Here is a 25,149-nt window from a genome sequence, read left to right on the forward strand (position 1 = left end):
TCCAGGGGGTTCAGAACGGTCGCTGGGTAGGTCGCGTCAGCGACCGGTCTTGGGGGCCTTCCAGCGGGCGATGCCGCGAGCCACCAGGTTGAGGATCATCACGAAGGCGATCAGCGTCAGGGACGCGGCCCAGGCACGGTCGTAGGCCGCACCGGAGCCCGAGCTGTTCGCGAACTGCTGATAGATGTACAGCGGCAGCGACGCCTGCGCACCCTGGAACGGGTTGTTGTTGATGAACGGGTTGCCGAACACCAGCAGCAGTACGGGCGCGGTCTCACCGGCGATACGGGCCACCGCCAGCATGATGCCGGTGGTGATGCCGCCGATCGCGGTCGGCAGGACCACCTTCAGGATAGTGCGCCACTTCGGGATGCCCAGGGCGAGGGACGCCTCGCGCAGCTCGTTCGGTACGAGCTTCAGCATCTCCTCGGTGGAGCGGACCACGACGGGCATCATCAGGATGGCCAGGGCGCAGGAGCCGGCGAACCCGAAGGGCTCCATGTCCCACATCAGCATGATGCTGAGGATGAACAGACCGGCGACGATCGACGGGATACCCGTCATGACGTCGACGAAGAAGGTGACCGACTTGGAGAGGGCGCCCTGCCCGTACTCGACCAGGTAGATCGCGGTGAGCACACCGATCGGCGCACCGATCAGAGTGGCCAGAGCGACCTGCTCCAGGCTGCCGATGATGGCGTGGTAGATACCGCCACCGGGCTCGGTGTCGGTGACGACACCCATCGAGTGGGTCAGGAAGTAGATGTTGAGGACCTTCACGCCGCGCACGATCGTCGTCCAGAGGAGCGAGACGAGCGGGACGACGGCGAGCAGGAAGGCGACCCAGACGAGGCTGGTCGCGATGCGGTCCTTGGCCTGGCGGGTGCCCTCGATGCGCGCGGCGATGACGTACGTGCCGCCGACGAAGAGGATCGCCGCGATCAGACCCCACTGGATCTTGCTGTCGAGGCTGCCGACCAGGCCGATGAGGACGGCCAGGACGATGGAGCCGCCGGCGATCGCGTACGGCGACCACTTGGGGAGCGTCGCGCCCTGGAGGGTGCTCGCGGGCTTCTCGGCTGCGACTGCGTTGCTCATGCGTTGGCCCCCGAGTACTCCGCGCGGCGGGCGATGATGAGCCGGGCCGCGCCGTTGACCAGCAAGGTGATGACGAACAGGACCAGACCGGAGGCGATGAGCGCGTCACGGCCGTCCGGCGTGGCCTCGCTGAACTTGCTGGCGATGTTCTGGGCGAAGGTGCCGCCGCCCGGGTTGAGCAGGCTGCCGTGGATGAGGAAGTCCGGGGAGAGCACGGTGGCGACGGCCATCGTCTCGCCGAGTGCGCGGCCGAGGCCGAGCATCGAGGCGGAGATCACGCCGGAGCGGCCGAAGGGAATGACCGCCATGCGGATCACCTCCCAGCGCGTGGCGCCGAGGGCGAGGGCCGCTTCCTCGATCATCTGCGGGGCCTGGCGGAAGACCTCGCGGCTCACGTTGGTGATGATCGGCAGGATCATGATCGCGAGCAGGATGCCTACGGTGAGCATCGAGCGGGGGGCGCCGCCGGCCCAGGAGAAGATCCCCGTCCAGCCGAAGTAGTCGTTCAGCCAGCCGAAGAGGCCGACCATGTGCGGCACGAGGATCAGGGCGCCCCACAGGCCGTACACGATGGACGGTACGGCGGCCAGCAGGTCGATGACGTAGGCGACCGGGCCGCGCAGCTTGCGCGGGGCGTAGTGCGTGGTGAAGAGGGCGATGGCGACCGCGACCGGGACCGCGATGACCATGGCGATGATCGAGGACACCACTGTGCCGAACGCCAGGACGGCGATGCCGAACTTCGGCGGGATCAGGTTGGTGTTCCACTCGAAGGTGGTGAGGAAGTTCGCGTGGTCCTTGCTGATCGCGAGGGAGGCGCGGTAGGTGAGGAAGACCGCGATCGCGGCCATGATCACCAACAGGAAGATGCCCGACCCGCGGGAGAGACCGAGGAAGATCCGGTCACCGGGTCGGGTGGCGCCGCGGGCTGTGCGCTTCTGCTCGCCCGCGGAAGGCTGGGAGGTGGGGGGTGGTGCTTCTTCAGGGTTCTTTGTCGATATATCCATCGGGTTTCTCCGGTCTGCGGGTCCACACGTGCGGTGTGGGGTCCGTGGCGGCGGTGCACCGGACGGTGCGGCCGGGTCCCTGGGCGGGACCCGGCCGCACACTCGGACTAGCTGATGCTCGCGATGGTGCTGCGAACCTTGGTGATGATCGCGTCGGGGATCGGCGCGTAGTCGATGCCGCTGAGGATCTTCTGGCCTTCCTCGCTGGCGATGTAGGCGAGGAACGCCTTGGTGGCGGGCAGGGTGTCGGCCTTGTTGCCCTTGTCGCAGACGATCTCGTACGTGACCAGGGTGATCGGGTACGCGCCCTCGGCCTTGGTGTTGTAGTCCAGCTTCAGCGCCAGGTCGGAGCCGGTGCCGACGACCTGGGCGGCGGCGATGTCCTTGGTGGCGCTGTCGGTGCTCGGCGCGACCGGGGCCGAGGCGCCGGTGTTGATGCTGACCGCCTTCATGCCGTCCGTGACGTACGACAGCTCGAAGTAGCCGATGGCACCGGAGGTCGCCTTGACCTGCTGGGCGACACCCGAGGACTGCGGAGCGGACTGGCCGCCCTTGGCCTGCCAGGCCTTGCCGCCGGAGTACTTCCAGTTGTCCGGGGTGGTGGCGATCAGGTACTTGGTGAAGTTGTCCGTGGTGCCGGACTCGTCCGAGCGGTGGAACGCCTGGATCTTGAGGTCCGGCAGCTTGGCGGACGGGTTGAGCTTGGCGATCGCCGCGTCGTTCCAGTTGGTGATCTTGCTGTCGAAGATCTTGGCGAGCGTCGGGGCGTCCAGGACCAGGTTGTCGACACCCGGGACGTTGTAGCCGAGGGCGATCGGGCCGCCGACCATCGGGAGGTCGATGCCCTGGCCGCCGGAGCAGACCTTCTTGGAGGCGGTGACCTCTTCGGGCTTCAGCGCGGAGTCGGAACCGGCCCACGGGATCTGGCCCTGCGTGAACGCGGTGACACCGGCGCCGGAGCCGCCGGCCTTGTAGTTGATCTGGACGCCACAGGTCTGCGTGAAGTTCTTCACCCAGGCGCTGATCGCGTTCTTCTGCGCGGAGGAGCCGTCGGACAGCAGCTGCTGACCCTTCTTGGCGTCGCCGCACTTGACCGCGCTGGCGCTGGTCGAAGAGGAGCTGCTGCTGCTCGCCGAGCCGCCGTTGTCGTCCGAGCCGCACGCCGTGAGGGCCAGGGCGCCGGAGACGGCGAGAGCACCGAGGGTGAGGGCCCGCCGGTTCATGCGCTGAAGCTTCACTTGAGGGAGTTCCTTCCAGGAGCCGCCGTCCTGAAATCCGGCGGCGTGCGAAGACGTGGGTGACGCGGGTAGCGACCCCCAGGTCGCGGCTCGCATCGTGTAAGGCCGAAATTAGGCAGAACAGGTGAAGGCGCCTATGGGCATAAGTGAACGGAGGGTGAACCCCTGTGGGCGGTGCGGTTAGGTCACGGAACGCTCACGTCGAGGACACGAGCCGATTCCGGACTATGCCAGGTACGACGGGCCCGGAAACGCGTCCACGAGCGGGCGTTCCCTCGGTCGGGCGACGGCCCCGCTTCGGTCGCCCCCTTGCAACGTAACGCGAGGCGGGCGGCACGGCAGCCCAGGAGCCGGGGTCAGCCGAGAGGGTCCTCGTCGGTGCCCACGGCGATGAGCACGAGGGAGATCAGGTCCCGGTCCCGCTCATGGGTGAGCCGCCCGTGGGCCTCGTCCGGCCTGACCCAGACGAGCGTGTCTACTTCGTCGTTGGGCTCGAAGGCTCCGCCGGTCGCCTCCGCCGCCCAGTAGCGGACCTCCTTGGGTCGCCCGTGGTGGTCGACGTACCGGGCCGAGGGGAGCCTCGTCCCCAGCCGGCAGGTGTGGCCGGTCTCTTCCAGCACCTCGCGGCGGGCCGCCTCCTCGAACGTCTCGCCCCGCTTCAGCTTGCCCTTGGGCCAGGACCAGTCGTCCCACTTGGGCCGGTGGACCAGTGCCAGTTCGAGATCCCCGGCGGACCGGTGCCGCCACAGGACGCAGCCGGCCGCCTGGACGCTGGTGTCGTTCGTCGAGGAAGTCACTGAGGGTTCACCGTCTCCTCCGCGCGGGTTGGTGCAGGGCGTCAGGGGGTGCCCACCGCCCGTTTCTGCCACGACTGCTGGAACGCGAAGCGGGCCGCCTCCACCTCGTGGCGCTGGTCGGCGTGCAGTACTCCGAGCGCGTACGCGGTCGCCGGGGCGATCCGCGGGGTCCGGGCCGCCGAAGCCGCCGCGGCGGCGGCCTCCGAGGCGTCCCGGTGCAGATTGAGGGCCTGGCCGGCCGCCAGCAGGCGTACGTCGAGCGGCGGGTCGTCCGCGTGCAGGACCTCGCCGGCGTAGCGGTGCAGGCGCAGCAGCAGGCGGACCTGGTGCCAGGGGCCGTCCTGGGGGTGCGGGGCCGGGTCGGGGGAGAGGCCGTGGATCAGGGCCTCCGCGTTGTACGGGTGCCCGGCGGTGACCAGGGGCAGCGCGGTGACCGCGTCGTTCAGGCGCTCCCCGGCCGCGGCGGCCAGCGGGCGCAGGTCGGCGTCGGCGGCGGCCGGAGTCAGGGGGACCTCGCTGGCCAGTACGGCGACCTTGTCGGCGACCGCGTGGAAGCGGGAGGAGCCGAGGGCCTGGAGGGCGCTGGAGTGTGCCCGGGTCCGGGCCAGGGTGAGCTGGCGCTCCAGCAGGGCGCCCGCCTTGGCCGCGCCCACGGTGAGGTTGCCGCGTTCGGCGGTGGCGGTGGCCGGTGCGGCCGGTCCGGTGCCCCGGCCGCCCGCGGGTGCCGGGACGCCCCGGCCCGCGCCGGTGACCCGGCCGCCCACGGCCGAGGCAGCCGACTGCGCGGGCAGCGCGGCCGAGCCCGAGAGCCGGTGCAGGGCGAGCAGCAGCCGCTCCAGCCGGGCCGCACACGCGTGCTCCAGCGCCAACGTGCCCGACAGCCACGCCAGTTCGGGGCGCATCGCCTCGGACCAGTCGGCGTCCAGGAGCGGCCGGAAGGTGTGCAGGCTGCCGCTGATCCGGCGGGCCGAGCGGCGCAGGGCGCGCGCCGCGTCGACGGACTCCTCCGTGCCGTTCTGGCCGCCGCCGGTCTCCCGGTGCAGTCGCAGTGCCCGGAGGAACTCCGTGGCCTGGCCGCGCAGGTAGCCCGCGAGGGCGTCACCCGTCACGGGCCTGGCCGTGGGATCCGTCGGGTCAAGGTGTTGCTGTGCCACGCCGGCGCCTCCGGGCGTCTATGAGCATCTCCTGGACGTTGCGCAGGGGCTGGCCTTCCGCGTCGGTCGCGTGCCGGGTCCACTCGCCGTCCGGGCCCAGGTGCCAGGAGGAGGTGGTGTCCGACATGCCGGTCTCCAGGAGCCGGCTGATCGTGGCGCGGTGGGCCGGGTCGGTGACCCTGACGAGGGCCTCGATCCGTCGGTCGAGGTTGCGGTGCATCATGTCGGCGCTGCCGATCCAGACCTCGGGTTCGCCTCCGTTGCCGAAGCCGAAGATGCGGGAGTGTTCGAGGAAGCGGCCGAGGATGGACCGTACGCGGATGTTCTCGGACAGGCCGGGGACGCCGGGGCGCACCGCGCAGATGCCGCGTACCCACACGTCGACCGGGACGCCCGCCTGGGACGCGCGGTAGAGCGCGTCGATGATCGCCTCGTCCACCATCGAGTTGACCTTGATGCGGATGAACGCGGGGCGTCCGGCACGGTGGTGCTGGACCTCCTTGTTGATCCGGGCGATCAGACCGTCGCGCAGCGACTTGGGGGCGACCAGCAGCCGGCGGTAGGTCTCGCGGCGCGAGTATCCGGACAGCCGGTTGAAGAGGTCCGAGAGGTCGGCGCCGACCTGGGGGTCCGCGGTCAGCAGGCCGAGGTCCTCGTAGAGGCGGGCCGTCTTCGGGTGGTAGTTGCCGGTGCCGACATGGCTGTAGCGGCGGAGCGTGTCGCCCTCCTGGCGGACCACGAGCGACAGCTTGCAGTGGGTCTTCAGGCCGACCAGGCCGTAGACGACATGGCAGCCCGCCTCCTCCAGCTTGCGCGCCCACTTGATGTTGGCGTGCTCGTCGAATCGGGCCTTGATCTCGACCAGGACGAGGACCTGCTTGCCGGCCTCGGCGGCCTCTATCAGCGCGTCCACGATCGGGGAGTCGCCCGAGGTGCGGTACAGGGTCTGCTTGATCGCGAGGACGTCGTCGTCGTTCGCCGCCTGTTCCAGGAAGCGCTGCACGGATGTGGAGAACGAGTCGTACGGGTGGTGGAGCAGCACGTCCCGGTTGCGCAGGGCGCCGAAGATGTCCGGCGCGGACGCGGTTTCGACCTCGGCGAGGTCGCGCTGGGTGCCCGCGATGAACTTCGGGTACTTCAGCTCGGGCCGGTCCAGCGAGCCGATGCGGAAGAGACCGGTGAGGTCGAGCGGACCCGGCAGCGGGTACACCTCGGCCTCGCTGATCTTCAGCTCGCGCACCAGCAGGTCGAGCACCTCGCGGTCGATGGACTCCTCGACCTCCAGGCGCACCGGCGGCCCGAAGCGGCGCCTCATGAGTTCCTTCTCCAGCGCCTGGAGGAGGTTCTCGGCGTCGTCCTCCTCGACCTCCAGGTCCTCGTTCCTGGTCAGCCGGAACGCGTGGTGCTCCAGGATCTCCATGCCCGGGAAGAGCTCTTCCAGGTGGGCGGCGATGACGTCCTCCAGCGGGACGTACCGGCCCGGGGAGGCCTCCAGGAAGCGGGAGAGCAGCGGCGGCACCTTGACGCGCGCGAAGTGGCGGTGCCCGGTGACGGGGTTGCGGACGACGACCGCGAGGTTCAGCGAGAGACCCGAGATGTACGGGAAGGGGTGCGCGGGGTCGACGGCCAGCGGGGTCAGCACGGGGAAGATCTGGTGCCGGAAGAGTGTGAAGAGGCGGGCCTGCTCCTTCTCGGTCAGCTCGTTCCAGCGGACCAGGTGGATGCCCTCCTCCGCCAGCGCGGGGGCGATGTCCTCGTGGTAGCAGGCGGCGTGCCGGGCCATGAGCTCGCGCGAGCGGGCCCAGATCATCTCCAGCACCTCCCGCGGCTGGAGGCCGGACGCGGAGCGGGTGGCGACACCGGTGGCGATACGGCGCTTGAGGCCGGCCACCCGGACCATGAAGAACTCGTCCAGGTTGCTGGCGAAGATCGCGAGGAAGTTCGCCCGCTCCAGAAGAGGGGTGTTCGGGTCCTCGGCGAGCTCCAGGACTCTCTCGTTGAACGCGAGCCAGCTCCGCTCCCGGTCCAGGAAGCGGCCCTGCGGGAGCTGGGGCCCGTCGTACGGCGATTCCTCGTACTCGTCGAGGTCGGCGTCGATGTCGGGTTCCAGATCGGAGACCGCCGCCGACACGGTGTGCGGGCGGTGGGCGGCTATGGAGCCCACGGAGGGCTGCGCGTGCTGGACCTGTGCCTGGGCGTTGGGCTGGCTGCTCATGTGCCCATTGTTCCGCGCCACCGGCGATACGGGCGCGTCGGACAGCGCCGGAAGGAGCGGGAGGACGGTCCCGTTGCTCCCGTTCACCTCGGGAGGCGGCGAAGGCTCTGGCACGACGGGCTTCATTCGCCGAGCCTCGCAAGCCCGTCTGAACCGTTGGTTACGGCGACATGGCGTGCGGGATATCGGGGGGCGGCTCCCGGACGTCTACGGCACGGAAACGAACGTAACGGATGGCTGGGAGCCGAGGGGAGGGGGGATCCGGTCAGGCCGTGCGGCGGCGCAGCAGGGTGAAGGCGGCGGCGGTGGCCAGGGCCGCGACGGTGAGGATCAGGGCGGTCTGGGTCAGCTGGAGGGGCCAGAACTGGGAGGAGGGGTGGTACTCGCTGTAGTAGCCGACGATGTCGTGGGCGGCCGGGCAGGCCTTTCCGGCGCCGACGCACGGGTCGGGGATGTGGGCGCCGGTGGAGGTGACAGCCCCTTCGCCGCCGTGGATGACGCCGGACGGTGCCGCGTACCCGTCCTTCAGGTCGCCGACGCTGATCTTCCACGGCACGAGGTGCGGGCCCGCCAGGCCGATGAGGGTGGTCGCGGTCGCCGTGGCCAGGATGCCGCCGATGAGACCGGGCAGGGCCCGGCCCGCGATCAGGCCCGCGAGGGCGCCGAGGGCGAGGGCGAGCAGCGGGTACGCGATGGCGATCGGCCCGTTGGCCTCGAAGGTGCCGCTGTCGGACCAGTTCCAGCCCTTCGGTACCTGGTGCGCGTCGAACAGCAGCCGGTGCAGCAGGCCGAGCAGGGTGGTGCCCGCGGTGAGCAGTGCGGCCGGCACGGCGAGCTTGGCCGCCAGCCAGCGGGTCGGGCTGACGGACTGGGTCCAGGCGAGTTCCGCGGTGCCGTGCTCCAGTTCGCGGCCGATCAGCATGCCGCCCGCCCAGAGGGCGACGAGGACGGGCAGGAAATCGACCGCGGCCTCGCTGAACCGGTACGCGAGGTGGTAGATGTCGATCGCGTAGCCCACGTCACAGAGGTCGGGGGTGCACTTCCGCTGCCAGGCGGCGCCGGCCGCGTTGCCTCCCGGGCCGTACGCCCACAGCAGCACCGCCGAGACGGCGGCGACGAAGACCCCCCAGAGGATCAGGGCGGGCCGGTGCAGCCGCAGTACGGCGCGGCGTGGTCGGGCGGTGGTGGGGCTCATGGCCAGGGCGGTCATACGGCGGCTGCCTTACGCGCGGGCGCCGAACCGGTGCGGCGCTTGAGGAGGTGGAAGGCGGCCACGGTGAGGGCGGCGGTGACGGCGAGGATGATCGCGGTCGCGGTCAACTGGAGTGGCCAGTAGTGGGATTGGGGGTGGTAGTCGTTGTAGTAGCCGACCGCGTCGAGCCTGGCGTAGGCGGTCCGGCAGGGCTGGTAGGTGGTGCTGCCGCACAGGTGGCCGGAGAGGTGCCTGCCGGTGGAGGTCAGCAGGCCCTGGTCGACGACGATGCCGGAGCCCGCCGGAACGCTGTGCCTGAGGCTGCTGACCGTGGAGACGGTGGGCCACAGGTGGGGTGTCGCGATGGCGACGACGCTCCACAGGAAGCCGGTGCTCGCCAGTGAACCGACCAGCGCGCCGAGGGAGTTGCGCTTGTACAGGCCCCAGAAGGCGCCGCTCGCCAGACCGGCCAGGGCCATCGCGGCGGTGGCCGTGCCGTTGGCGGCGTAGGTGCCGAGGTCGTGCCAGCCCTTGGCGGTGTCGATCCGGCCCTGCCCGGTCGACCAGGCCCAGTGGTGCAGTGCCGCGAGGAGGCCGGACCCCGCGGCGATCAGCACCGCCGGGACGGCGAGTTTCGCGGCCAGCCAGCGGGCCGGGGAGACCGCCTGCGTCCAGGCCAACTGCGCGGTGCCGCTTTCCAGTTCGCGGCTGACGAGCGCGGCACCGGACCAGGCGGTGACCAGGAACGGGGCGGCGGCGACGGCGATGGTCGTGTAGTTGTACCAGTCCTTGTACCGGCCGATCGCGCTCGCGTCGTACGCGCAGCTGTCCGTCCCGCAGGCGCGGTACTGCTTCCAGGCCTCGGCCGAGGCGTCGGTGAGCGGGCCGCCCACCCACAGCAGCAGGCCGCCGACGACGAGGACGAAGGCGATCCAGGAGAGCAGGGCCGGCCGGTGCAGCCGGATCAGCCAGCGCAGCAGACGCGGTGACCGGGCCGGGCGCGAGGTGAGCGCCGGCGGTGTGGCGAGGGCGGTCATACGGCGGTCTCCGGGGTCTTGGTGGTGGGGGACTGGGGGTTGCGGAGGTAGGAGAGGACCAGCTCCTCCAGGGTGGGCGTGCCGGTCCGCCAGTCGGCGGCGAGCGGGGCCGCAGGGCGGATCAGGGCGGTGAGTTGGCGGCCGGTGGTGCGGGACTCGACGACCGTGTGCGCGTCGAGGACGGTGTCGGCGGGCGCGGACACGCGCCGGTGCGCGGCCAGCAGCTCGTCGATCTCGCCGGCGATCCGGACCTGGCCGCCGTCGATCAGCAGCAGGTGGTCGCAGGAGTCCTCCAGCTCGGCCAGCACGTGCGAGGACATCACGATCGTGGTGCTGGACTCGGCGGCCTGCGCCATGAGGAGGCCCATCATCCGGTGCCGGGCCAGTGGGTCCAGGTCCGCCATCGGCTCGTCCAGGAGCAGCAGTTCGGGCCGCTTGGCCAGTGCGAGGGCGAGCGCGACGCGGGTGCGCTGGCCGCCGGAGAGGGCCCGGATGCCCGACTTCGGGTTCAGGTCGCCGTCCGCGACGATCCGCTCGGCGACGGAGGCGTCCCAGCGGTCGGTGTTGAGGTCGGCGCCCATGCGCAGCGTCTCGGCGACCGTGAGCTGTGGATAGAGGGGCTTGTCCTGGGCGACGTAGGAGACCCGCTCGCGGGCGGCGCCCGGACGTGCGCCGAGGACGGTGATCTCGCCCTCGCTGGGGGCCAGCAGTCCGGCGGCCAGGGCGAGGAGCGTGGACTTGCCCGCGCCGTTGGGGCCGACGACCGCGCAGACGCGCCCGGCGGGCAGCCGGAATGCGCAGTCCCGCAACGCCCAGCCTCCCCGCCGGCCGAACCGCTTGCCGAGCGCGGCGGCCTCTATCGCGGCGGTGCCTGTCATGAAGGTTCTCCTTGGAAGTGCTTTTCGAGTACGGCGGTGAAGAGCGCGGCGATGTCGTCCCGGCCGAGGCCGGCGGCCCGGGCCCGCTCGGCCCAGTCGTCGAGCTCCAGACGGAGGGGCGAGTCGGCGGGTGTGGTGCTCAGCCCCTTGCGGACGAAGGTGCCGAGGCCGCGGCGGGCCTCGACCAGTCCCTCGCGCTCCAGCTCGCGGTAGGCCTTGAGGACGGTGTTCGGGTTGATGGCGGTGGCCTCGACGACCTCGCGGGCCGTGGGCAGCTTGTCGCCGGGCTCCAGCATGCCCAGGCGCAGCGCCTGCTTGGTCTGCTGGACGATCTGGACATAGGTGGCCACGCCGCTGTGCCGGTCGATGCGGTACTCGACCACTGGGGTTCCACCACCCTTTCACTAATTGAGTAGTGAAAGGGTGGTGTAGAAGAGCTGAGAAAGTCAAGAGAGATCTGTGCGCCGATCCGTGAACCGGTCGGCGGGGCTCGTGCGATGAGGAGATGTGAGCGATACGGGAAGCGACGGGGAGCTGCTGCGGGCCATCGCGGCGGACGGCGACCGGCGCGCGTTCGAGGAGCTGTACCGGCGGTACGCGCCATGGCTGACCGCGCGGCTGCGCGGCCGGTGCGCCGACGCCGGCATGGTCGACGACGTCGTACAGGAGACGTTTCTCGCGGTGTGGCGGGGCAGTGCCCGCTACCGGGAGGACGGCGATGTGGCCGGGTGGCTGTGGCGGATCGGGTCGCGGCGGCTGATCGACGTGCTGCGCGGCGACGGGGCGCGCGGCCGGATGCGGCAGGCGCTGGCGCGGCTGCGGCACCGGGACGAGGCGTCGGCGGAGGAGCGCGTGCTCGCGGGGGTGGAGCACGGGGACCTCGCCGGCGCCCTGGTCCGGCTCTCGCCGGAGCTGCGGGCGGTCCTCCAGGCCACCGTGATCGACGGGCTGACCACCCGGGAGGCGGCCGTCCTGCTGGGCATTCCGGCCGGCACGGTCAAGACACGGGCCATGCGGGCCCGTAAGCAACTGCGGGAGGAGCTGGCATGACCTGGCATGTGGCCGAAGACGATGTACGCGCCTATGCGCGGGGCGAGTTGGCACCGCCCATGCTCTGGTCCGCCGACACCCACATCGCCAAGTGCGCCGAGTGCCGGGCCCTGTTGGCGTCCGTCACCGACCCCGTCGCGCTCGACGCCGGCTGGGAGCGTCTCGACGCCGAACTCGACGCCCCCAAAAGGGGGTTGGTGGAGTCGCTGCTCGTGCGGATCGGAGTCGCCGACCACACGGCACGGCTGCTGGCGGCGACGCCGGTGTTGCGCCGCTCGTGGCTCGTGGCGGTGGTCGCGCTGCTCGTGATGACCGTCCTGGTCACCAACGCGCTGAAGACCGCCCAGTCCCCGACCCTCTTCCTCGGCCTCGCCCCGCTGCTGCCGCTCGCGGGCGTCGCGCTGTCGTTCGGGCCGAAGTTCGACCCGACGTACGAGATGACCGTCGTCGCCCCGCTGCACGGCTTCCGCCTCCTGATGATCCGCACGGTCGCCGTCCTGACCGTCGGCCTCGGCCTCAACCTCCTGGCGTCCCTGGCCCTGCCCGGCTACGGCCTGGCCGCCCTGGGCTGGCTGCTGCCCGCACTCGCCCTGACCACGACGGGCCTGGCCCTCACACCCCGGCTGGGACCGGTCCTCGCGCCGTCCCTGGTCGGCGGCGGATGGGTGCTGTTCCTGCTGGCCGCCCACGAACGGCACTCCGGAACGCTCGCCCCCTTCACCCCGGCCGGACAGGGGGTGGCCGCGGCGGTGGCCGCCCTGGCGGCCGGGCTCCTGTATCTCCTCCGGGACCGCTTCGACACGCGCCCGACCGCCTTTGGCGACCTCGTCTGATTCCGGATTCCGGCTTGCCCAACTCGCCGTCCCGGCCCGTCCGATGGCCGTGTCGCGGCCGGTGGTGGGGCGGCCGGACGGGTGGCCGGGCCGGCCGCCGGGCCCTCCGGCGCGGTTGCGACCGCCTCGACGGCCCGCCCGTCGCCTTCGGGCCCCTCGTCCGAATCCCACATGTTCCGTGGCCCTCGGGCCCCTCAGCCGAACCTCTCGAACCCTGACTGGAGTTCCGTACATGACCACCACCGTCTCCGCGGCCGGGCTCAGCCTGCGCTACGGCTCGACGCACGCCCTCGACGACGTGTCGCTGCGGCTCGGCGAGGGCGTCACCGGCCTGCTCGGCCCCAACGGGGCAGGAAAGACCACCCTGTTGAGGGTGCTGGCCACGGCGCTGCCCGCCGACTCGGGCACGTTCACCGTGCTCGACCACGACCCGGGCAGCACCGCCGGACGCCAGCAGGTGCGGCGCGTCCTCGGCTATCTGCCGCAGACGCCCGGCTTCCACCCGGACTTCACCGCCTTCGAGTTCGTCGACTACGTCGCGATCCTCAAGGAACTCACCGACCGCGAGGGACGCCACCGCGAGGTGCGGCGGGTGCTCGCGGAGGTCGACCTCTCCGACGTACGCGGCAAGCGCATCAAGAAGCTGTCCGGCGGTATGCGGCAGCGCGTCGCGCTCGCGGCGGCCCTCGTGGGCGACCCGGGCTTCCTGGTCCTCGACGAACCGACCGTCGGCCTGGACCCCGAACAGCGCATGCGCTTCCGGGAGTTGATCGCGAGGGCAGGCGAGGGCCGCACGGTCCTCCTCTCCACCCACCAGACCGAGGACGTCGCGATGCTCTGCAACCGCGTCGTCGTCATGGCCGGCGGCACCGTCCGCTTCGAGGGCACCCCGGCCGAACTCACCGCACGGGCCGCCGGCCGGGTGTGGAGCGGCACGGAACGCGACCCGGCCGCGATGGCCGGCTGGCGCACCGGCCTCGGCGCCTTCCGCAACGTCGGCGACCCGCCTCCCGGCGCGGAACTCGTCGAACCGACCCTGGAGGACGGCTACTTGATCACCCTCGACGGCATGGCCGCGGAGGTGGCGGCATGAGCGCCGTACTGGAGAAGGCACCGCCGGCCGAACGCGCCGACGAGCAACGACGGTCCTGGGCAGCGGTGTTGGCGCTGGCCCTCTTCGAGGCCCGCAAACTCCTGCTCCGCCTGCCCGTGTTGCTGATGTTCGTCCTCTACGCCGCCTGGATCGGCTGGACCATGCGCGACGCCTGGACCGGCTACCCGGCCCTCCAGGACGTCGACCGCGCCACCCAGAACGGCCCGCTGCTGCCCGCCCTGGCCGTCCTGCTCTGCGCCAACCAGGCCGTGCTGCGCTCCCGACGCCAGGACACCGACCGGCACTTCGACGTGCTCGTCCTCGAACCCTGGCGCCGTACGGTCGCGTTCGCGCTGTCCGTCGTACCGGCCGCCGCGCTCACCGCGCTGCTGGTGGCCGCGCAGTTCACCTGGGGCGTGCTCGCGCCCGGCTCGGTCGGCCACGGCTCGATGGGCGAACTCCTCGTCGGACCGCTCACGGTGCTGCTTGCCGGAACGGCGGGAGTACTGCTGGCCCGGGTCGTGAAGTCGCCGTTCGCGGCACCGATGCTCCTGGTGCTGGCGTTCTTCTCGACCCTCTTCCTCGGGGCGGTCCCGGGCGACTCCGACAGCAGCGCGACGAGGTGGCTGGTACCGGTCATCGGCGACGCGAGCAGCAAGACGCTCCCCTCCGACCTGCTGGGCCGCCCTGCCGCCTGGCACGCCCTCTACCTGGTCGGGCTCGCGCTGACCCTGGCTCTCGCGGCGGTGCTGGTCAACGGTGGCCGTACGAAGACCGTCGCCGCCGCGCTGGTCGTGACCGTCGGTCTCGGCGCATGGGGCGCGGTGGGCCAGGCCGGCAAGGTGTCCAGGGCGACCACCGACGCACGCGTGCTGGCCACCCTCAACCCGGCCAAGGTCCAGTCCTGCGCCAGGCACGGCAACTCCACGTACTGTGCGTTCCCCGAGTGGATGCCCCGCACCGGCACCTGGGCGAAGGTCGCCGACAGCGTCCAGTCCCTGGCCGGCGGCACCGCAGCCCAGGAGAAGCTGCTCGTACGGCAGCGCGTCGAGGCCCGCTACGGCATGGACGGCGACGGAGCCATCGAACCGTCCACCGTGCCCTACCAGGTGACCGTCGGCACCCGCTGGGGCGGCCCCCGGGTACCGGAGTTCGCCGCGGCGGTCTCCTCCGTGCTGGTCACGGGCAGCGAGAAGGCGACCAGTTCGCTCTGCGACGGCCGTATGGTCACCATCATGTGGCTGGCGCTCGGCTGGCAGTCCGACCCGCTGACCCAGCTGCGTGCGGTCCGGCTCGACGACAGCGTGAGCGGCTCCGCGATCGTGCTCTCGCCGACCGACCCGATGTCGATGACGGCCGGACAGACCACGGTCGTAAGGGAGTTGCTCACGGCCGGCCAGGCCACGATCGCCCCCAAGGTGAAGGCGCACTGGGCGGAGCTGACGGCGCCCAAGGTGACCACCGCGAAGGTGGCCCAGCTGCTCGGCGTCAAGGCACCGACGGGAGCGGACAAGTGCGAGTGACCACAGGGGTGTTGGGGCAGCTGGTACGACCGGTGCTGCGCGCCCTGCCCCGGCGGGCGCTCGGTGCGGGCGCCGCAGCGGGACTGCTGCTGGCCGCGCTCCCGCGACTGCTCTCTGACGAACCCGACCCGTGGACGGCGCTGCTCGTGCTGCGCGGCGCCGCGCTCGCCCTCGCCCTGGGCCTGACGTTCCTCCTGGACGACCCGGCCCGCGAGGCCACGGTGGCGGTACCGACCCGCCGTATGCTCCGGGCCGCCCTGCGCACCGCACTGGTCGCACCCCTGGCCGCCCTGTGGTGGACAGCGGTCGTCCTGCTGATCCCGGCGCAGGTACGGCCCCCGGTCGGCGGCCTCACCCTGGAGGCGGGCGCCGCCGCGGTGGTCGCCCTCGCCGCGTCGGCCGCCGCCGTCCGCCTCACCGAAGAGGCGGAACCGGGCCAGCGTGTGGCCATCGCCCTGCTCGCCGCGTCCATGGCGGCGGCCCTGCTGCTGCCGACGGAGTGGGGCCTGTTCGCCACACCGAAGCAGAAGTGGTGGGCACCGGGGCACGAGCACTGGGCGTTCGTGCTGGCGGGCGCGGCGCTGGTGTGGGCGGCGTGCGGACCGGAACCGGTGCGGCGGCGGCTCGGCGGGTTCGCCCTGCCGCGCAGGCTGCGGTCGACTCCCGCTCACTGAAGGGGAGTTGAGGCACTCACGACTCCGACCGGTACATCAGATCCGTCTCGTACGTCGTGAACCCCAGCCGCTCGTACACCGACACAGCCGCCTTGTTGTCCGCGTCGACGTACAGCATCGCCGTCGGCAGCCCCTGCGCGGCCAGGTGCCGCAGGCCGATCGTCGTCAGGGCCTTGCCCAGCCCGCCGCCCTGCGCGCCGGGCAGGACCCCGACGACGTAGACCTCGCCCCGCTGCTCCTCCGCGTGGACCTTGGTCCAGTGGAATCCGATGAGTTCGCCGTCGCGTTCGGCCAGGAAGAAGCCCTCGGGGTCGAACCACGCCTCGCCCTTGCGGTCGTCCAGGTCCCGCTGGGTGAGGGAGCCCTGCTCGGGGTGGTGGGCGAAGGCGGCGGCGTTGACCGCGAGCCAGGCCGCGTCGTCGGTGCCGGGCACGAAGGTCCGTACGGTCACGCCCTCCGGGAGCACCGGCTCGGGCAGCTCCAGATCCGCCAACGTCCGCCGCAGCTGGCGCAGTTCGCGGAAGAGGGCGAGCCCGAGGACCTGGGCCAGATGGCGCGCGGCGGGATGCCCGCCGTGCGCCCACACCCGCAGCCGCTTGCCCGAAGCGGCCAGCAGCGCGGCGCCGAGCGCCCGCCCGTGCCCGTGCCCCCGCTCCGAGGGGCGGACAACGAGCTCGGCGGCCGGTGCCTCCACCGGGTCGGTGTCCTCCAACTGCCCGTAGCCGACGAGCTCTTCGCCCAGGGTGAGCAGCAGATGCGAGACCCCGGGCCGCGCCCCGCCGCGCAGCTGCAGCCGCCCCTGCTCGGACACGGCCGGCTGCCCGTCCGTCCTGGCGGCCTCGGCGATCAGCGCGAGGACGGCCCCGGCCTGGTCCGGGGTGAGCTCGGAATAGGTCTCGATGGAGCGGGAGATGGGCGCGGGCCGTGCGGTGTCGTCGCTGGTCATGGCCTCAGAGTAAGCGGACCCAGCAGCAAAGTGGCGGCAAAGAAGAAACCAGGATGTAACCAAGAACCCCCTGTCACGCTACGCGCGTTGACCCTAGGCTGCGCCGGAACGTGGTGACTTCTCAGCCGACTCACAGGGGGGCTCATGCCAGCCACTTCCCAGCCGAACCGCCCGCGCAGACGCCGTGTCGCAGGCCTGCTCGCCGCCGCCGCGAGCCTGGCCACCGTCGGTGCGCTGGCCGCCGCGCTGCCCGCCGACGCGCACGGAAACCCGAGCGGCGGTCATGGGCACAAGCCCAGCCGCTACCAGGACGTGCAGCTGCTGTCCTTCAACGACCTGCACGGCAACCTCGAGCCCCCGTCCGGTTCCTCCGGCCGGGTCACCGAACTCCAGGCGGACGGCACGACGAAGACGATCGACGCGGGCGGTGTCGAGTACCTCGCGACGCATCTGCGCGAGGCCCGCAAGGGCAACCCCTACTCGATCACCGCGGCCGGCGGCGACATGGTCGGCGCCTCCCCGCTGATCTCGGGTCTGTTCCACGACGAGCCGACCATCGAGGCCCTCAACAAGCTCGACCTGGACGTCACTTCGGTCGGCAACCACGAGTTCGACGAGGGCGCCAAGGAGCTGGCCCGCCTGCAGAACGGCGGCTGTCACCCCACCGAGGGCTGCTACACGGACAAGAAGTTCGAGGGCGCCGACTTCCCCTACCTCGCGGCCAACGTCCTCGACGAGAAGACGAAGAAGCCGATCCTCAAGCCGTACTGGGTGTGGAAGAAGAACGGCGTCAAGGTCGGCTTCATCGGCGTCACGCTGGAGGGCACCCCGGGCATCGTCTCCGCGGACGGCGTCAAGGGCCTGCAGTTCAAGGACGAGGTCGAGACGATCGACAAGTACGCCAAGGTGCTGCAGAAGCAGGGCGTCAAGTCGATCGTCGCGCTGATCCACGAGGGCGGCTTCCCCGCCTCCGCGGCCTACAACTACGACTGCGACGCCTCCGGCGGCGGCTCCGGCATCTCCGGCCCGATCGTCGACATCGCGAAGAACGTCACCCCGGCCGTCGACGCCCTCGTCACCGGCCACACCCACAACGCGTACGTCTGCACGATCGACGACCCAAGTGGCAAGCCCCGTATGGTCACTTCGGCGGCCTCCTTCGGCCGCCTCTACACGGACACCACGCTGACGTACGACCGTGTCACCGGCGACATCGCCCGTACGGCGGTCAAGTCCGCGAACCACGTGGTCACCCGGACCGTGCCCAAGGCCGCCGACATGACCGCCCTGATCGGCAAGTGGAACACCCTCGCCGCCCCCATCGGCAACCGCGCCATCGGCTACATCTCCGCCGACGTCAACAACACCGGCACCGAGTCCCCGATGGGCGACCTCATCGCCGACGCCCAGCTCGCCTACGGCAAGGAACTGGACCCGGGGACCGACCTCGCGCTGATGAACCCGGGCGGCGTGCGGGCGGGCCTGACCTACAAGGCGTCCGGTGCCGAGGGTGACGGTGTGGTGACGTACGCCGAGGGCTTCACGGTGCAGCCGTTCGCGAACACCGTGAACCTCCAGGACTTCACCGGCGCGCAACTGGTCCAGGTGCTCAAGGAACAGGTGAGCGGCACGAACGCGGCGGCGCCGAAGGTGCTCCAGCCCTCGTCCGGACTGACGTACACGCTGGACCTGACGAAGAGCGGCGCCGATCGCGTGGTCACCGACTCCATCCGCCTCGACGGCGCGGCGATCGACCCGGCGGCCACCTACCGTGTCGCGACGAACAGCTTCCTCGCGGGCGGCGGTGACGGCTTCCCGACGCTGGGGCAGGGCACCGGTGACCTGGTCGGTACGGACGACCTGAGCGCTCTGGCGCAGTACCTGACGGCCCACTCGTCGGCGGCGAGCCCGCTCACGCCTCCGGCGGCGAACCGGATCACCGTCGTGCAGTGATCACCGTCGTGCAGTAACGGCCGACCCCTCGGGGGCCCGGCGCCGCAGGTCGGCGCCGGGCCCCTTCCGTTTTCCCGTTCTAAATTCTGTGTAAGGGCGGGTTCAGTTCCGCGAATTCCATAAGAATCATCCACAGCAATCGCTCAGCAAGGTCTAAGCGAAAATCGCTTTTCCTGCGTCGGAAGTCCAGTAGTGTTTTCCATGTCGAAAGCGAACGGCGCAAACGACAGAAGACGAAGGAGAACGCGATGAGCTTCCACAAGATCGCCCCGGTCAAGAAGCACCACAAGCCCGCCCCGGCCCCCAAGAAGGCCCCGAAGAAGCCTGCTCCGGCCCCGAAGCGCCGCCCGGTCGGCCACAAGTAAACAGCCCATAAGACGTCGTAACAGGGAGGGAATTAATCATGAGTTTCAACAAGATCCACCCCGTCAAGAAGTCCTGCAAGCCCGCTCCGGGAGCCAAGAAGCCGGCCCCGAAGAAGCCGGCCCCGAAGCGTCGCCCGGTCGCCGACAAGGGCTGACAAAGAATTCACAGGCGTAATTCAAAGGCAGTTGCAGCAGATCGGTAGAGGAACTGTTGCAGAACCGCAGCAGACACCGCGAAAGCCGTACCAGAGAGGGAAACCGTCATGAGCTTCCACAAGATCGTCCCCGTCAAGAAGCACCGCAAGCCCGCCCCGGCCCCCAAGAAGCCCGCGCCGAAGAAGCCGGCGCCGAAGCGCCCCGTCGGGCACAAGTAAGCAGTCCCACGAGCCGCAGAAGAAGACCCGCACCACCCCCCACCCGGCCGCAGAGCCGAACCCCCAGAGAGGGAACCCACCATGAGCTTCCACAAGATCGTCCCGGTCAAGAAGCACCGCAAGCCCGCCCCGGCCCCGAAGAAGCCCGCGCCGAAGAAGCCTGCGCCGAAGCGCCCCGTCGGGCACAAGGGCTGAGCCAGTACCCAGTGAGGCGGGGCCGCCGGTTAGCGAGTTCGCTCGCTCCGGTGGCCCCGCCTCGGCCACGTCCAGGCCGCAATCCGTAGTCCGAAGGGAGTTGTTGACCATGAGGGAAGCCCGTGAGGCCTTCCGCCGTTTCTGGCCGCTGACCCGCGGTGACCGCAAGTGGCTCGCGGTGATCATCGCGTGCGTCATCGTGTCGGCGCTCGCCGAGACCGCCGCGATCCTGCTCTTCGCGGAGCTCACCGACAACGCCCTCAAGGCCGGTTCGCTGTCCGCGTTCTGGGGCCCGGCCGCCGCCTGGCTGGGCGTCGCCGTACTCGGCGCGCTCGTCGGCTACTTCGGCAACTCCCTCGCCACCTGGACCGCTGAACGCTTCGTCCTGCGCCTGCGCGCGAACGTCTTCCGTCACGTCCAGGACCTCCCGCCCCACTTCTTCCAGAAGCACCGCCGGGGCGACCTGGTCGAACGCCTCACCGGAGACGTCGAGGCCATCGAGCAGATGGTCGTGTCCGGCGTGGTCGGCACCATCTCGGCCGCGTTCTCCGCGGTCTTCTACGCGTGCGCGGCCCTGTACCTCCGCTGGGACCTGGCCCTGGCCACCTTCGTCCTGGCCCCCCTCTTCCTCCTGGCCGCCCGCCGCTTCTCCGGCCGCATCAAGCAGGCCTCGCAGGACGAGCGGGTCGCGGACGGCGCGATCACCTCGGTGGTCGAGGAGTCCCTCGGCAACGTCGTCCTCACCCAGGCCTACAACCGCCGCCGGGACGAGGAGAAGCGCCTCGACATCGAGGCCCGCGCCTGGATGAAGGCGTCCGTCCGCGGCGCCCGCCTCAGCGAGATGTACGAGCAGTTCGTGGAGGTGGTCGAGACCCTCTGCGTCCTCGCCGTCATCGGCCTGGGCGTGTGGGAGATCTCCGCCGACCGCATGACCCTCGGCGCCCTCCTCGCCTTCGCCGCCTTCATCGGCTACCTCTACCCCCCGGTCCGCAACCTCGGCCAACTCGGCCTCACCCTCACGGCAGCGACCGCGGGCGCCGCCCGCATCAACGAGATCCTGGACGCCACCCCGTCCGTCGGCGACCCCCGCGAACCCGTCCCCGCCTGGCCCGTCCACGGCTGGGTCAGCTTCCACGGCGTGACCTTCCGCTACCCCGGCGCGGCCCGCGACACGGTCGACAACGTCACGTTCAGGGCGGACCCGGGAGAGCTGGTGATTGTCACGGGCGAGAGCGGAGCGGGCAAGTCGACCCTGTCGAAGTTGCTGACCCGCTTCTACGACCCCTCCGAGGGCGTGATCTGCCTGGACGGCGTCCCCCTCCGTGACGTACCGCTCGAATTCCTGCGCGAGAACGTGGCGTTGCTGCCCCAGCAGACCCTGATCCTCAACGGCACGATCCGCGAGAACATCGAGTGCGGCCGGCCGGGCGCGACGGACGAGGAGATCGAGCGGGCGGCACGGGCGGCGGCGGCCCACGACTTCATCGCGGCCCTTCCCCAGGCCTACGACACGGAGATCGCCCCCGGCACGGCGGCACTCTCGGGCGGGCAGCTCCAGCGGATCGCGATCGCTCGTGCGATGCTGCGCCAGGCTCCCGTCCTGGTCCTGGACGAACCGACGGCCGGCCTCGACTCGGTGGCCGCCCGCCAGGTGATCCAGCCCCTGCGCCGCCTGATGTCCGGCCGTACGACCATCATGATCACCCACGACCTGAGCCTCGCCCCCGACGCCGACCGTATCCTGGTCGTGGAGGGCGGACGCCTGGTGGAGACGGGAACGCACGCGGAGTTGGTGTCAAGGGGCGGCGCGTACACGCGACTTGCGGGCCCGCTGCCGGAGATGGCGATCACGGGAACGGGAACGGGACGGCACCGCGCGGACGACACGATGATCCTCCGTCCGCTCCCGCCGCAGGCGCCGGACGAGACGATGATCCTGAGGCTTCCCCTCAGGTAGGGGACGCGGCCCGGAGGGTGTACCCGAGCCCCCGCACGGTGTGGATGAGCCGCGGTTCGCCGCGGCTCTCCAGTTTCCGGCGCAGATACATGACGTAGACGTCGAGGGTGTTGGACGCGGGCTCGAAGTCGAAGCCCCAGACGTGCCGGTGGAGCCGGGACCGGGTGAGCACGGTCGCCGGATGCCTCAACAGGTACTCCAGCAACAGGAATTCGGTCCGGGTGAGTTCGAGCGGCCGACCGCCGCGGGTGACGGTACGGGTGCGCGGGTCCATGACGAGATCATGGAAGACGAGCTGTTCGAGCTGGGGAGCCGCCAGCGGCTCATCGCCCGCCCGCCGCCCACTCCTCCGCAGCAACGCCCGTACCCGGGCGAGCAGTTCATCCACCGCGAACGGTTTGCTGAGGTAGTCGTCGGCGCCGTTGTCGAGGGCGACGATACGGTCGCCGACGGCGGTCCGCCCGGTGAGCATCAGGATCGGCACGGTGGACCCGGAGGCCCGGATACGGCGGGTCGCGGCCAGCCCGTCCAACTCGGGCATGGTGACGTCCATCAGCACGAGGTCGGGCGCGGCGGCGTCGTCCGGTACACCGAGGAGATCGAGGGCGGTACGCCCGTCTCCCACGAGGACGGTCTCGTACCCCTCGAATCTGAGCACCCGGCCGAGCCCTTCGCGTACGTCCGCGTCGTCGTCGGCCAGCAGGATCTTCCGCGCCAGCGCCATTCGAACACGGTGTGACGGGTGGCTGTGGCGGGGCTGGCAGGGGGCTATGCGTGGGCTGGGGCTCGTCGGGACGCGAGCCGTCGGAAGAACGGGAGGAGGAGGGCGTAGGCGGCGAGGGCACGCAACTCGTCGATCTCGGACCGGAGATCCGGGAGTTGCCAGTCGTCGACGTTGGGGAGAAGCAACCTGCGGCCGTCGTTGGCGTAGAGCCAGGTCCACCACCGGACGTCCGCGCGGGCCTGCTTCGGACGTTCCTCGACGCGCAGATCGTAGATGTCGTGCCAGGCCCGCCTGCGCACGCGGAAGGCACCGCGGACGGTGACGCCGTCGGCGCTCACGGAGGTGAGACCTCGCCGCGTGGCGAGAACGGCCCAGACCGCCAGCGCCGCGATGAGCGCCAGCACCAGCAGTTTGTACCGGACCGGAATGCTGTCGGGCCGCGTCATCTGAAACACGCCGTTCCCCGCGATGGTCCACGCGAAGACGATTCGCGCCCGGGACGCCTTCCTCCACCGGCGGTAGCCCCGCTCGATGCCGCGCTCGTTCCCGTCCGCGTCCCCGTGCATGGACCCTCCCCCGGTCAGCGGGAGAGAGGAGCGTAAGGCAGGAGGCTGTGTGCGTCAGGAGCGGGGTCGGGGTCCCGCATCCGGGATGCGCTCGCCTCGGCTGACGGCGATACGGATCACGTCCTCCAGTGACTCGGACGCCCTGGTGAGCGCGAAACGTACGGCACGTTCGCCGGCTTTCGGGTCGGCGAGTACGGCCCTGGATCCGGCCAACACCTGTTCCCCGGAATCGAGTTGGGCAGCTTCGATGTCGTCGGCGAGAAGGGAGAGGCGACTGCCGTCGTGATCGGTGCTGAGGTAACAGGGCTTGCCGTCAGGGGTGTTCCAGGGCAGCAGCCGCAACTGCTGTTCGCTGCTTGTGCTGTTGGGGGTGTTCATGCGCGCACCACCACTCCGTGGATACGACGGGGACCGACGTCGATGCCGTGCACGGCGAGCCAGAGGGCGCGTCGCCGTCGGCGTTGCAGTCGCCGTTTGCGGCGGGCGCTGCGCTGCGAGGGGAGCAGGGCGTGCACGAGTGCCATGAGGAGTAACTCCAAGATTCCTACGACGCGTTCACTCATTCCGCCGCGCTCCTCTGTCCTGCCGGGGTTCTGACGAGCGGTGATTACCGTTCGTGCCTCGATGGTCACTGGTGCGGCGTACGCTGCGGAAGAGGGTTGGCGTTGTCTGCAAGCCTGGGCAACGGGGAGGGGTGACGTGACCGAACAGGTTGACGCGGAGGGCGAGTCGGGGCGGGTGGTGCTGGGGCGGACGCTTCGATATCTGCGGGAGAAGGCGGGGAAGTCTCTCGGGCAACTCGCGGAGGACACCGGCTACGACAAGAGCTACCTGAGCCGACTGGAGTCGGGGGAGCGGCTGTCCAAGGTGACGGTGATGGAGGACCTGGACGTTTATTACGAGGCCGGTGACCTGCTCGTCAGTCACTGGAGGGTGGCGAGACTGGACGCGTTCACGGACCCGTACAAGCGGTTCATGGCGTTGGAAGCCACGGCTCGGGTCATGTGGAAGTTCACGCCGGCGGTGCCTGGGCTTGTGCAGACCGAGGACTTTGCACGGGAGGTGTTGTCTGGAGCCCAGACAACACCTGACGGCGCCGAGTTGGTCGAGGAACTGGTAGCGGCGAGGGCCGGACGGCAGTACCTGCTGCGGCAGAAGCCGGAGCCCGACGTCCGAATCGTCGTCGACGAGAGCGCGTTCCGACGCCCGGCCAGTCGAGCCAAGACGTGGAGTGACCAGTTGATTCACCTTGAGACCGTTGCGATGTGGCCCAACGTGACGATCCAAGTGTTGCCATTTTCTTCGGGAGTTCACCACCACATGACGGGATCGCTGACGCTGCTCTGGCAGAAGGACGGAAGCGCTGTTGCCTACAAGGAGGGCAACGAGTGCAGCGAGCTGACTGAGGATCCGGACGACATCCTGCGATACCGACTGTCCTACGATCGGCTTCGCGACCTGGCGCTGTCCCCGTCGGACTCGCTCACGTTCATCAGGGGCGTACTGGAGGATCACAGATCATGACGCACACCCCCGACCTCAGCACCGCTGCCTGGCGCAAGTCGAGCTACAGCGCAGGTGGGGACAACGACTGCGTCGAGGTCGCCGACGGCTACACCGGTGTGGTCCCCGTCCGGGACAGCAAGACCCCGACGAGCCGCCCGCTGGTTCTCGCCGCTGCGGCCTGGTCCGGGTTCGTGGACGGGGTCAAGGCTGCGGCAGGCGTGCGCACGTTCGGGTGACGTGGGGCGGAAGGGCTGACGTTCGCCGCCGCGCCTCCCTCATCGTTGATCTTCCGGTCGAATGCACGGCCGGGAGACCAACCACTGAGAGGGAACGGGCGAGCCGGTTATGGTCGTAGACACGACGCGTCGAAGGAGGGCACCGGCCATGACTGCTCACGCTGCTGAACCCGAGCCGTCCGTCCCGCCGATGCCCGAGCGGACGCCGAAGGCGCTGCGCAGGGCCATCGCGCAGCACACTCCCGAACTCCTCCCGGACTTCGACGCCCATTGGAAGTGGGCGATCGCCGACGCGTACGACGTAGGTCCCGTGCCGGCGTTCATGGCTCGCTGGTGGGGTGAGTACGCCTTCGCCCGCGACCCCAGGCTGGACGCGCATGTCCGCGATCTCGAACACCGTGCCGCGTACGAGTGCACCGACATCGCCGAGGCCAAGGCCCTCCTCGAAGAGGCGGCGAAGATTCACTACCGGGTCCGAGACCTGGAGCCCGGCGAGTGACCGATGGGTTCATGGGGCCGCCTTGGCAGGCGGACTGGC

Annotated in this window: 25 protein-coding genes; 10 read left to right on the forward strand and 15 right to left on the reverse strand. The window is 70.5% G+C overall.

The window, feature by feature from the left end:
- Nucleotides 1–36: 36 nt before the first annotated feature.
- The 10 genes from pstA to AB0I51_RS34950 all read right to left on the reverse strand — a co-directional run bounded on the left by pstA (nucleotide 37) and on the right by AB0I51_RS34950 (nucleotide 10,999).
- Nucleotides 37–1,098 (reverse strand): phosphate ABC transporter permease PstA, encoded by a 1,062-nt coding sequence (gene pstA / locus AB0I51_RS34905; protein WP_362982205.1) that lies wholly within the window; start codon nucleotides 1,096–1,098, stop codon nucleotides 37–39.
- Nucleotides 1,095–2,105: a phosphate ABC transporter permease subunit PstC gene (pstC, locus tag AB0I51_RS34910; RefSeq protein WP_362982207.1), complete on the reverse strand. Its 1,011-nt coding sequence runs from the start codon at nucleotides 2,103–2,105 to the stop codon at nucleotides 1,095–1,097. The genes pstA and pstC overlap by 4 nt, the downstream gene beginning before the upstream one ends.
- A gap of 107 nt (nucleotides 2,106–2,212) precedes the next feature.
- A complete protein-coding gene (gene pstS, locus AB0I51_RS34915) occupies nucleotides 2,213–3,343 on the reverse strand; it encodes a phosphate ABC transporter substrate-binding protein PstS (RefSeq protein WP_362982209.1) in 1,131 nt (376 codons plus the stop codon).
- Nucleotides 3,344–3,699: 356 nt separating this feature from the next.
- The gene (locus tag AB0I51_RS34920; RefSeq protein WP_362982211.1) at nucleotides 3,700–4,140 is read right to left on the reverse strand and encodes an NUDIX hydrolase; all 441 of its coding nucleotides are present in this window, start codon (nucleotides 4,138–4,140) and stop codon (nucleotides 3,700–3,702) included.
- A 41-nt stretch (nucleotides 4,141–4,181) separates the two neighbouring features.
- A complete protein-coding gene (locus tag AB0I51_RS34925; protein ID WP_362982213.1) occupies nucleotides 4,182–5,294 on the reverse strand; it encodes a CHAD domain-containing protein in 1,113 nt (370 codons plus the stop codon).
- A complete protein-coding gene (locus AB0I51_RS34930; protein ID WP_362982215.1) occupies nucleotides 5,275–7,635 on the reverse strand; it encodes an RNA degradosome polyphosphate kinase in 2,361 nt (786 codons plus the stop codon). The genes AB0I51_RS34925 and AB0I51_RS34930 overlap by 20 nt, the downstream gene beginning before the upstream one ends.
- A 139-nt stretch (nucleotides 7,636–7,774) precedes the next feature.
- Entirely contained in the window at nucleotides 7,775–8,719 is a 945-nt protein-coding gene (locus AB0I51_RS34935; RefSeq protein WP_362982217.1) for a hypothetical protein, read from the reverse strand.
- Nucleotides 8,716–9,738 (reverse strand): ABC transporter permease, encoded by a 1,023-nt coding sequence (locus AB0I51_RS34940; protein WP_362982219.1) that lies wholly within the window; start codon nucleotides 9,736–9,738, stop codon nucleotides 8,716–8,718. Before AB0I51_RS34940 ends, AB0I51_RS34935 begins: the two co-directional genes overlap by 4 nt.
- A complete protein-coding gene (locus AB0I51_RS34945; RefSeq protein ID WP_362982221.1) occupies nucleotides 9,735–10,616 on the reverse strand; it encodes an ABC transporter ATP-binding protein in 882 nt (293 codons plus the stop codon). The genes AB0I51_RS34940 and AB0I51_RS34945 overlap by 4 nt, the downstream gene beginning before the upstream one ends.
- Entirely contained in the window at nucleotides 10,613–10,999 is a 387-nt protein-coding gene (locus AB0I51_RS34950; protein ID WP_362982223.1) for a GntR family transcriptional regulator, read from the reverse strand. The genes AB0I51_RS34945 and AB0I51_RS34950 overlap by 4 nt, the downstream gene beginning before the upstream one ends.
- A gap of 124 nt (nucleotides 11,000–11,123) precedes the next feature.
- On the opposite strand from AB0I51_RS34950, the gene AB0I51_RS34955 reads away from it, so the two are divergent.
- The 5 genes from AB0I51_RS34955 to AB0I51_RS34975 all read left to right on the forward strand — a co-directional run bounded on the left by AB0I51_RS34955 (nucleotide 11,124) and on the right by AB0I51_RS34975 (nucleotide 15,789).
- Entirely contained in the window at nucleotides 11,124–11,666 is a 543-nt protein-coding gene (locus AB0I51_RS34955; RefSeq protein ID WP_019064514.1) for an RNA polymerase sigma factor, read from the forward strand.
- Entirely contained in the window at nucleotides 11,663–12,499 is an 837-nt protein-coding gene (locus AB0I51_RS34960) for a zf-HC2 domain-containing protein (protein WP_362982225.1), read from the forward strand. Before AB0I51_RS34955 ends, AB0I51_RS34960 begins: the two co-directional genes overlap by 4 nt.
- A gap of 232 nt (nucleotides 12,500–12,731) precedes the next feature.
- Nucleotides 12,732–13,592 carry an ABC transporter ATP-binding protein gene (locus AB0I51_RS34965; protein WP_362982227.1) on the forward strand — a complete coding sequence of 287 codons (861 nt, stop codon included), beginning with the start codon at nucleotides 12,732–12,734 and terminating at the stop codon, nucleotides 13,590–13,592.
- The gene (locus AB0I51_RS34970) at nucleotides 13,589–15,115 is read left to right on the forward strand and encodes an ABC transporter permease (RefSeq protein WP_362982229.1); all 1,527 of its coding nucleotides are present in this window, start codon (nucleotides 13,589–13,591) and stop codon (nucleotides 15,113–15,115) included. Before AB0I51_RS34965 ends, AB0I51_RS34970 begins: the two co-directional genes overlap by 4 nt.
- Nucleotides 15,106–15,789 (forward strand): ABC transporter, encoded by a 684-nt coding sequence (locus tag AB0I51_RS34975; RefSeq protein ID WP_362982230.1) that lies wholly within the window; start codon nucleotides 15,106–15,108, stop codon nucleotides 15,787–15,789. The genes AB0I51_RS34970 and AB0I51_RS34975 overlap by 10 nt, the downstream gene beginning before the upstream one ends.
- A 16-nt stretch (nucleotides 15,790–15,805) precedes the next feature.
- Here AB0I51_RS34975 and mshD read toward each other — a convergent pair whose 3' ends face one another.
- On the reverse strand, nucleotides 15,806–16,735 hold the full coding sequence (gene mshD / locus AB0I51_RS34980; protein WP_362982232.1) for a mycothiol synthase: 930 nt from the start codon (nucleotides 16,733–16,735) through the stop codon (nucleotides 15,806–15,808).
- Nucleotides 16,736–16,879: 144 nt separating this feature from the next.
- On the opposite strand from mshD, the gene AB0I51_RS34985 reads away from it, so the two are divergent.
- Together AB0I51_RS34985 and AB0I51_RS34990 are read left to right on the forward strand one after the other, a co-directional pair.
- Nucleotides 16,880–18,688 (forward strand): bifunctional metallophosphatase/5'-nucleotidase, encoded by a 1,809-nt coding sequence (locus AB0I51_RS34985; RefSeq protein ID WP_362982234.1) that lies wholly within the window; start codon nucleotides 16,880–16,882, stop codon nucleotides 18,686–18,688.
- A gap of 1,043 nt (nucleotides 18,689–19,731) precedes the next feature.
- A complete protein-coding gene (locus tag AB0I51_RS34990; protein WP_362982236.1) occupies nucleotides 19,732–21,579 on the forward strand; it encodes an ABC transporter ATP-binding protein in 1,848 nt (615 codons plus the stop codon).
- Here the strand turns inward: AB0I51_RS34990 and AB0I51_RS34995 are convergent.
- The 4 genes from AB0I51_RS34995 to AB0I51_RS35010 are packed head-to-tail and all read right to left on the reverse strand — an operon-like array spanning nucleotide 21,572 to nucleotide 23,393.
- Nucleotides 21,572–22,303, reverse strand: coding sequence for a response regulator transcription factor (locus AB0I51_RS34995; RefSeq protein ID WP_362982238.1), 732 nt, complete (start codon nucleotides 22,301–22,303; stop codon nucleotides 21,572–21,574). The genes AB0I51_RS34990 and AB0I51_RS34995 overlap by 8 nt on opposite strands.
- Before the next feature lie 44 nt (nucleotides 22,304–22,347).
- On the reverse strand, nucleotides 22,348–22,869 hold the full coding sequence (locus AB0I51_RS35000; RefSeq protein WP_362982240.1) for a PH domain-containing protein: 522 nt from the start codon (nucleotides 22,867–22,869) through the stop codon (nucleotides 22,348–22,350).
- Nucleotides 22,870–22,923: 54 nt separating this feature from the next.
- On the reverse strand, nucleotides 22,924–23,247 hold the full coding sequence (locus tag AB0I51_RS35005; RefSeq protein WP_362982242.1) for a hypothetical protein: 324 nt from the start codon (nucleotides 23,245–23,247) through the stop codon (nucleotides 22,924–22,926).
- On the reverse strand, nucleotides 23,244–23,393 hold the full coding sequence (locus AB0I51_RS35010; protein WP_362982244.1) for a hypothetical protein: 150 nt from the start codon (nucleotides 23,391–23,393) through the stop codon (nucleotides 23,244–23,246). The genes AB0I51_RS35005 and AB0I51_RS35010 overlap by 4 nt, the downstream gene beginning before the upstream one ends.
- A gap of 175 nt (nucleotides 23,394–23,568) precedes the next feature.
- Here AB0I51_RS35010 and AB0I51_RS35015 point away from each other — a divergent pair, with 175 nt between their 5' ends.
- The 3 genes from AB0I51_RS35015 (at nucleotide 23,569) to AB0I51_RS35025 (ending at nucleotide 25,110) form a co-directional block, all read left to right on the forward strand.
- On the forward strand, nucleotides 23,569–24,393 hold the full coding sequence (locus AB0I51_RS35015; protein WP_362982246.1) for a helix-turn-helix transcriptional regulator: 825 nt from the start codon (nucleotides 23,569–23,571) through the stop codon (nucleotides 24,391–24,393).
- Nucleotides 24,390–24,611 (forward strand): DUF397 domain-containing protein, encoded by a 222-nt coding sequence (locus AB0I51_RS35020; RefSeq protein WP_362982248.1) that lies wholly within the window; start codon nucleotides 24,390–24,392, stop codon nucleotides 24,609–24,611. The genes AB0I51_RS35015 and AB0I51_RS35020 overlap by 4 nt, the downstream gene beginning before the upstream one ends.
- 148 nt (nucleotides 24,612–24,759) lie before the next feature.
- Nucleotides 24,760–25,110, forward strand: a complete 351-nt coding sequence (locus AB0I51_RS35025) for a hypothetical protein (protein ID WP_362982250.1) — start codon at nucleotides 24,760–24,762, stop codon at nucleotides 25,108–25,110.
- Nucleotides 25,111–25,149: the final 39 nt, after the last annotated feature.

This window comes from Streptomyces sp. NPDC050549 (genome assembly GCF_040655035.1).
In the GTDB taxonomy this organism is placed as follows: Bacteria; Actinomycetota; Actinomycetes; order Streptomycetales; family Streptomycetaceae; genus Streptomyces.

What these genes read in the sequence shown, in the direction of transcription:
- AB0I51_RS34940 (WP_362982219.1), bottom strand. Translation starts at nt 9,738, where the DNA reads ATGACCGCCCTCGCCACACCGCCGGCGCTCACCTCGCGCCCGGCCCGG.
- AB0I51_RS35025 (WP_362982250.1), top strand. Translation starts at nt 24,760, where the DNA reads ATGACTGCTCACGCTGCTGAACCCGAGCCGTCCGTCCCGCCGATGCCC.
- AB0I51_RS35005 (WP_362982242.1), bottom strand. Translation starts at nt 23,247, where the DNA reads ATGAACACCCCCAACAGCACAAGCAGCGAACAGCAGTTGCGGCTGCTG.
- AB0I51_RS35000 (WP_362982240.1), bottom strand. Translation starts at nt 22,869, where the DNA reads ATGCACGGGGACGCGGACGGGAACGAGCGCGGCATCGAGCGGGGCTAC.
- AB0I51_RS34990 (WP_362982236.1), top strand. Translation starts at nt 19,732, where the DNA reads ATGAGGGAAGCCCGTGAGGCCTTCCGCCGTTTCTGGCCGCTGACCCGC.
- AB0I51_RS34960 (WP_362982225.1), top strand. Translation starts at nt 11,663, where the DNA reads ATGACCTGGCATGTGGCCGAAGACGATGTACGCGCCTATGCGCGGGGC.
- AB0I51_RS35010 (WP_362982244.1), bottom strand. Translation starts at nt 23,393, where the DNA reads ATGGCACTCGTGCACGCCCTGCTCCCCTCGCAGCGCAGCGCCCGCCGC.
- AB0I51_RS34995 (WP_362982238.1), bottom strand. Translation starts at nt 22,303, where the DNA reads ATGGCGCTGGCGCGGAAGATCCTGCTGGCCGACGACGACGCGGACGTA.
- AB0I51_RS34945 (WP_362982221.1), bottom strand. Translation starts at nt 10,616, where the DNA reads ATGACAGGCACCGCCGCGATAGAGGCCGCCGCGCTCGGCAAGCGGTTC.
- AB0I51_RS34930 (WP_362982215.1), bottom strand. Translation starts at nt 7,635, where the DNA reads ATGAAGCCCGTCGTGCCAGAGCCTTCGCCGCCTCCCGAGGTGAACGGG.
- pstC (WP_362982207.1), bottom strand. Translation starts at nt 2,105, where the DNA reads ATGGATATATCGACAAAGAACCCTGAAGAAGCACCACCCCCCACCTCC.
- AB0I51_RS34970 (WP_362982229.1), top strand. Translation starts at nt 13,589, where the DNA reads ATGAGCGCCGTACTGGAGAAGGCACCGCCGGCCGAACGCGCCGACGAG.
- mshD (WP_362982232.1), bottom strand. Translation starts at nt 16,735, where the DNA reads ATGACCAGCGACGACACCGCACGGCCCGCGCCCATCTCCCGCTCCATC.
- AB0I51_RS34935 (WP_362982217.1), bottom strand. Translation starts at nt 8,719, where the DNA reads ATGACCGCCCTGGCCATGAGCCCCACCACCGCCCGACCACGCCGCGCC.
- AB0I51_RS34985 (WP_362982234.1), top strand. Translation starts at nt 16,880, where the DNA reads ATGCCAGCCACTTCCCAGCCGAACCGCCCGCGCAGACGCCGTGTCGCA.
- pstA (WP_362982205.1), bottom strand. Translation starts at nt 1,098, where the DNA reads ATGAGCAACGCAGTCGCAGCCGAGAAGCCCGCGAGCACCCTCCAGGGC.
- AB0I51_RS34965 (WP_362982227.1), top strand. Translation starts at nt 12,732, where the DNA reads ATGACCACCACCGTCTCCGCGGCCGGGCTCAGCCTGCGCTACGGCTCG.
- AB0I51_RS35020 (WP_362982248.1), top strand. Translation starts at nt 24,390, where the DNA reads ATGACGCACACCCCCGACCTCAGCACCGCTGCCTGGCGCAAGTCGAGC.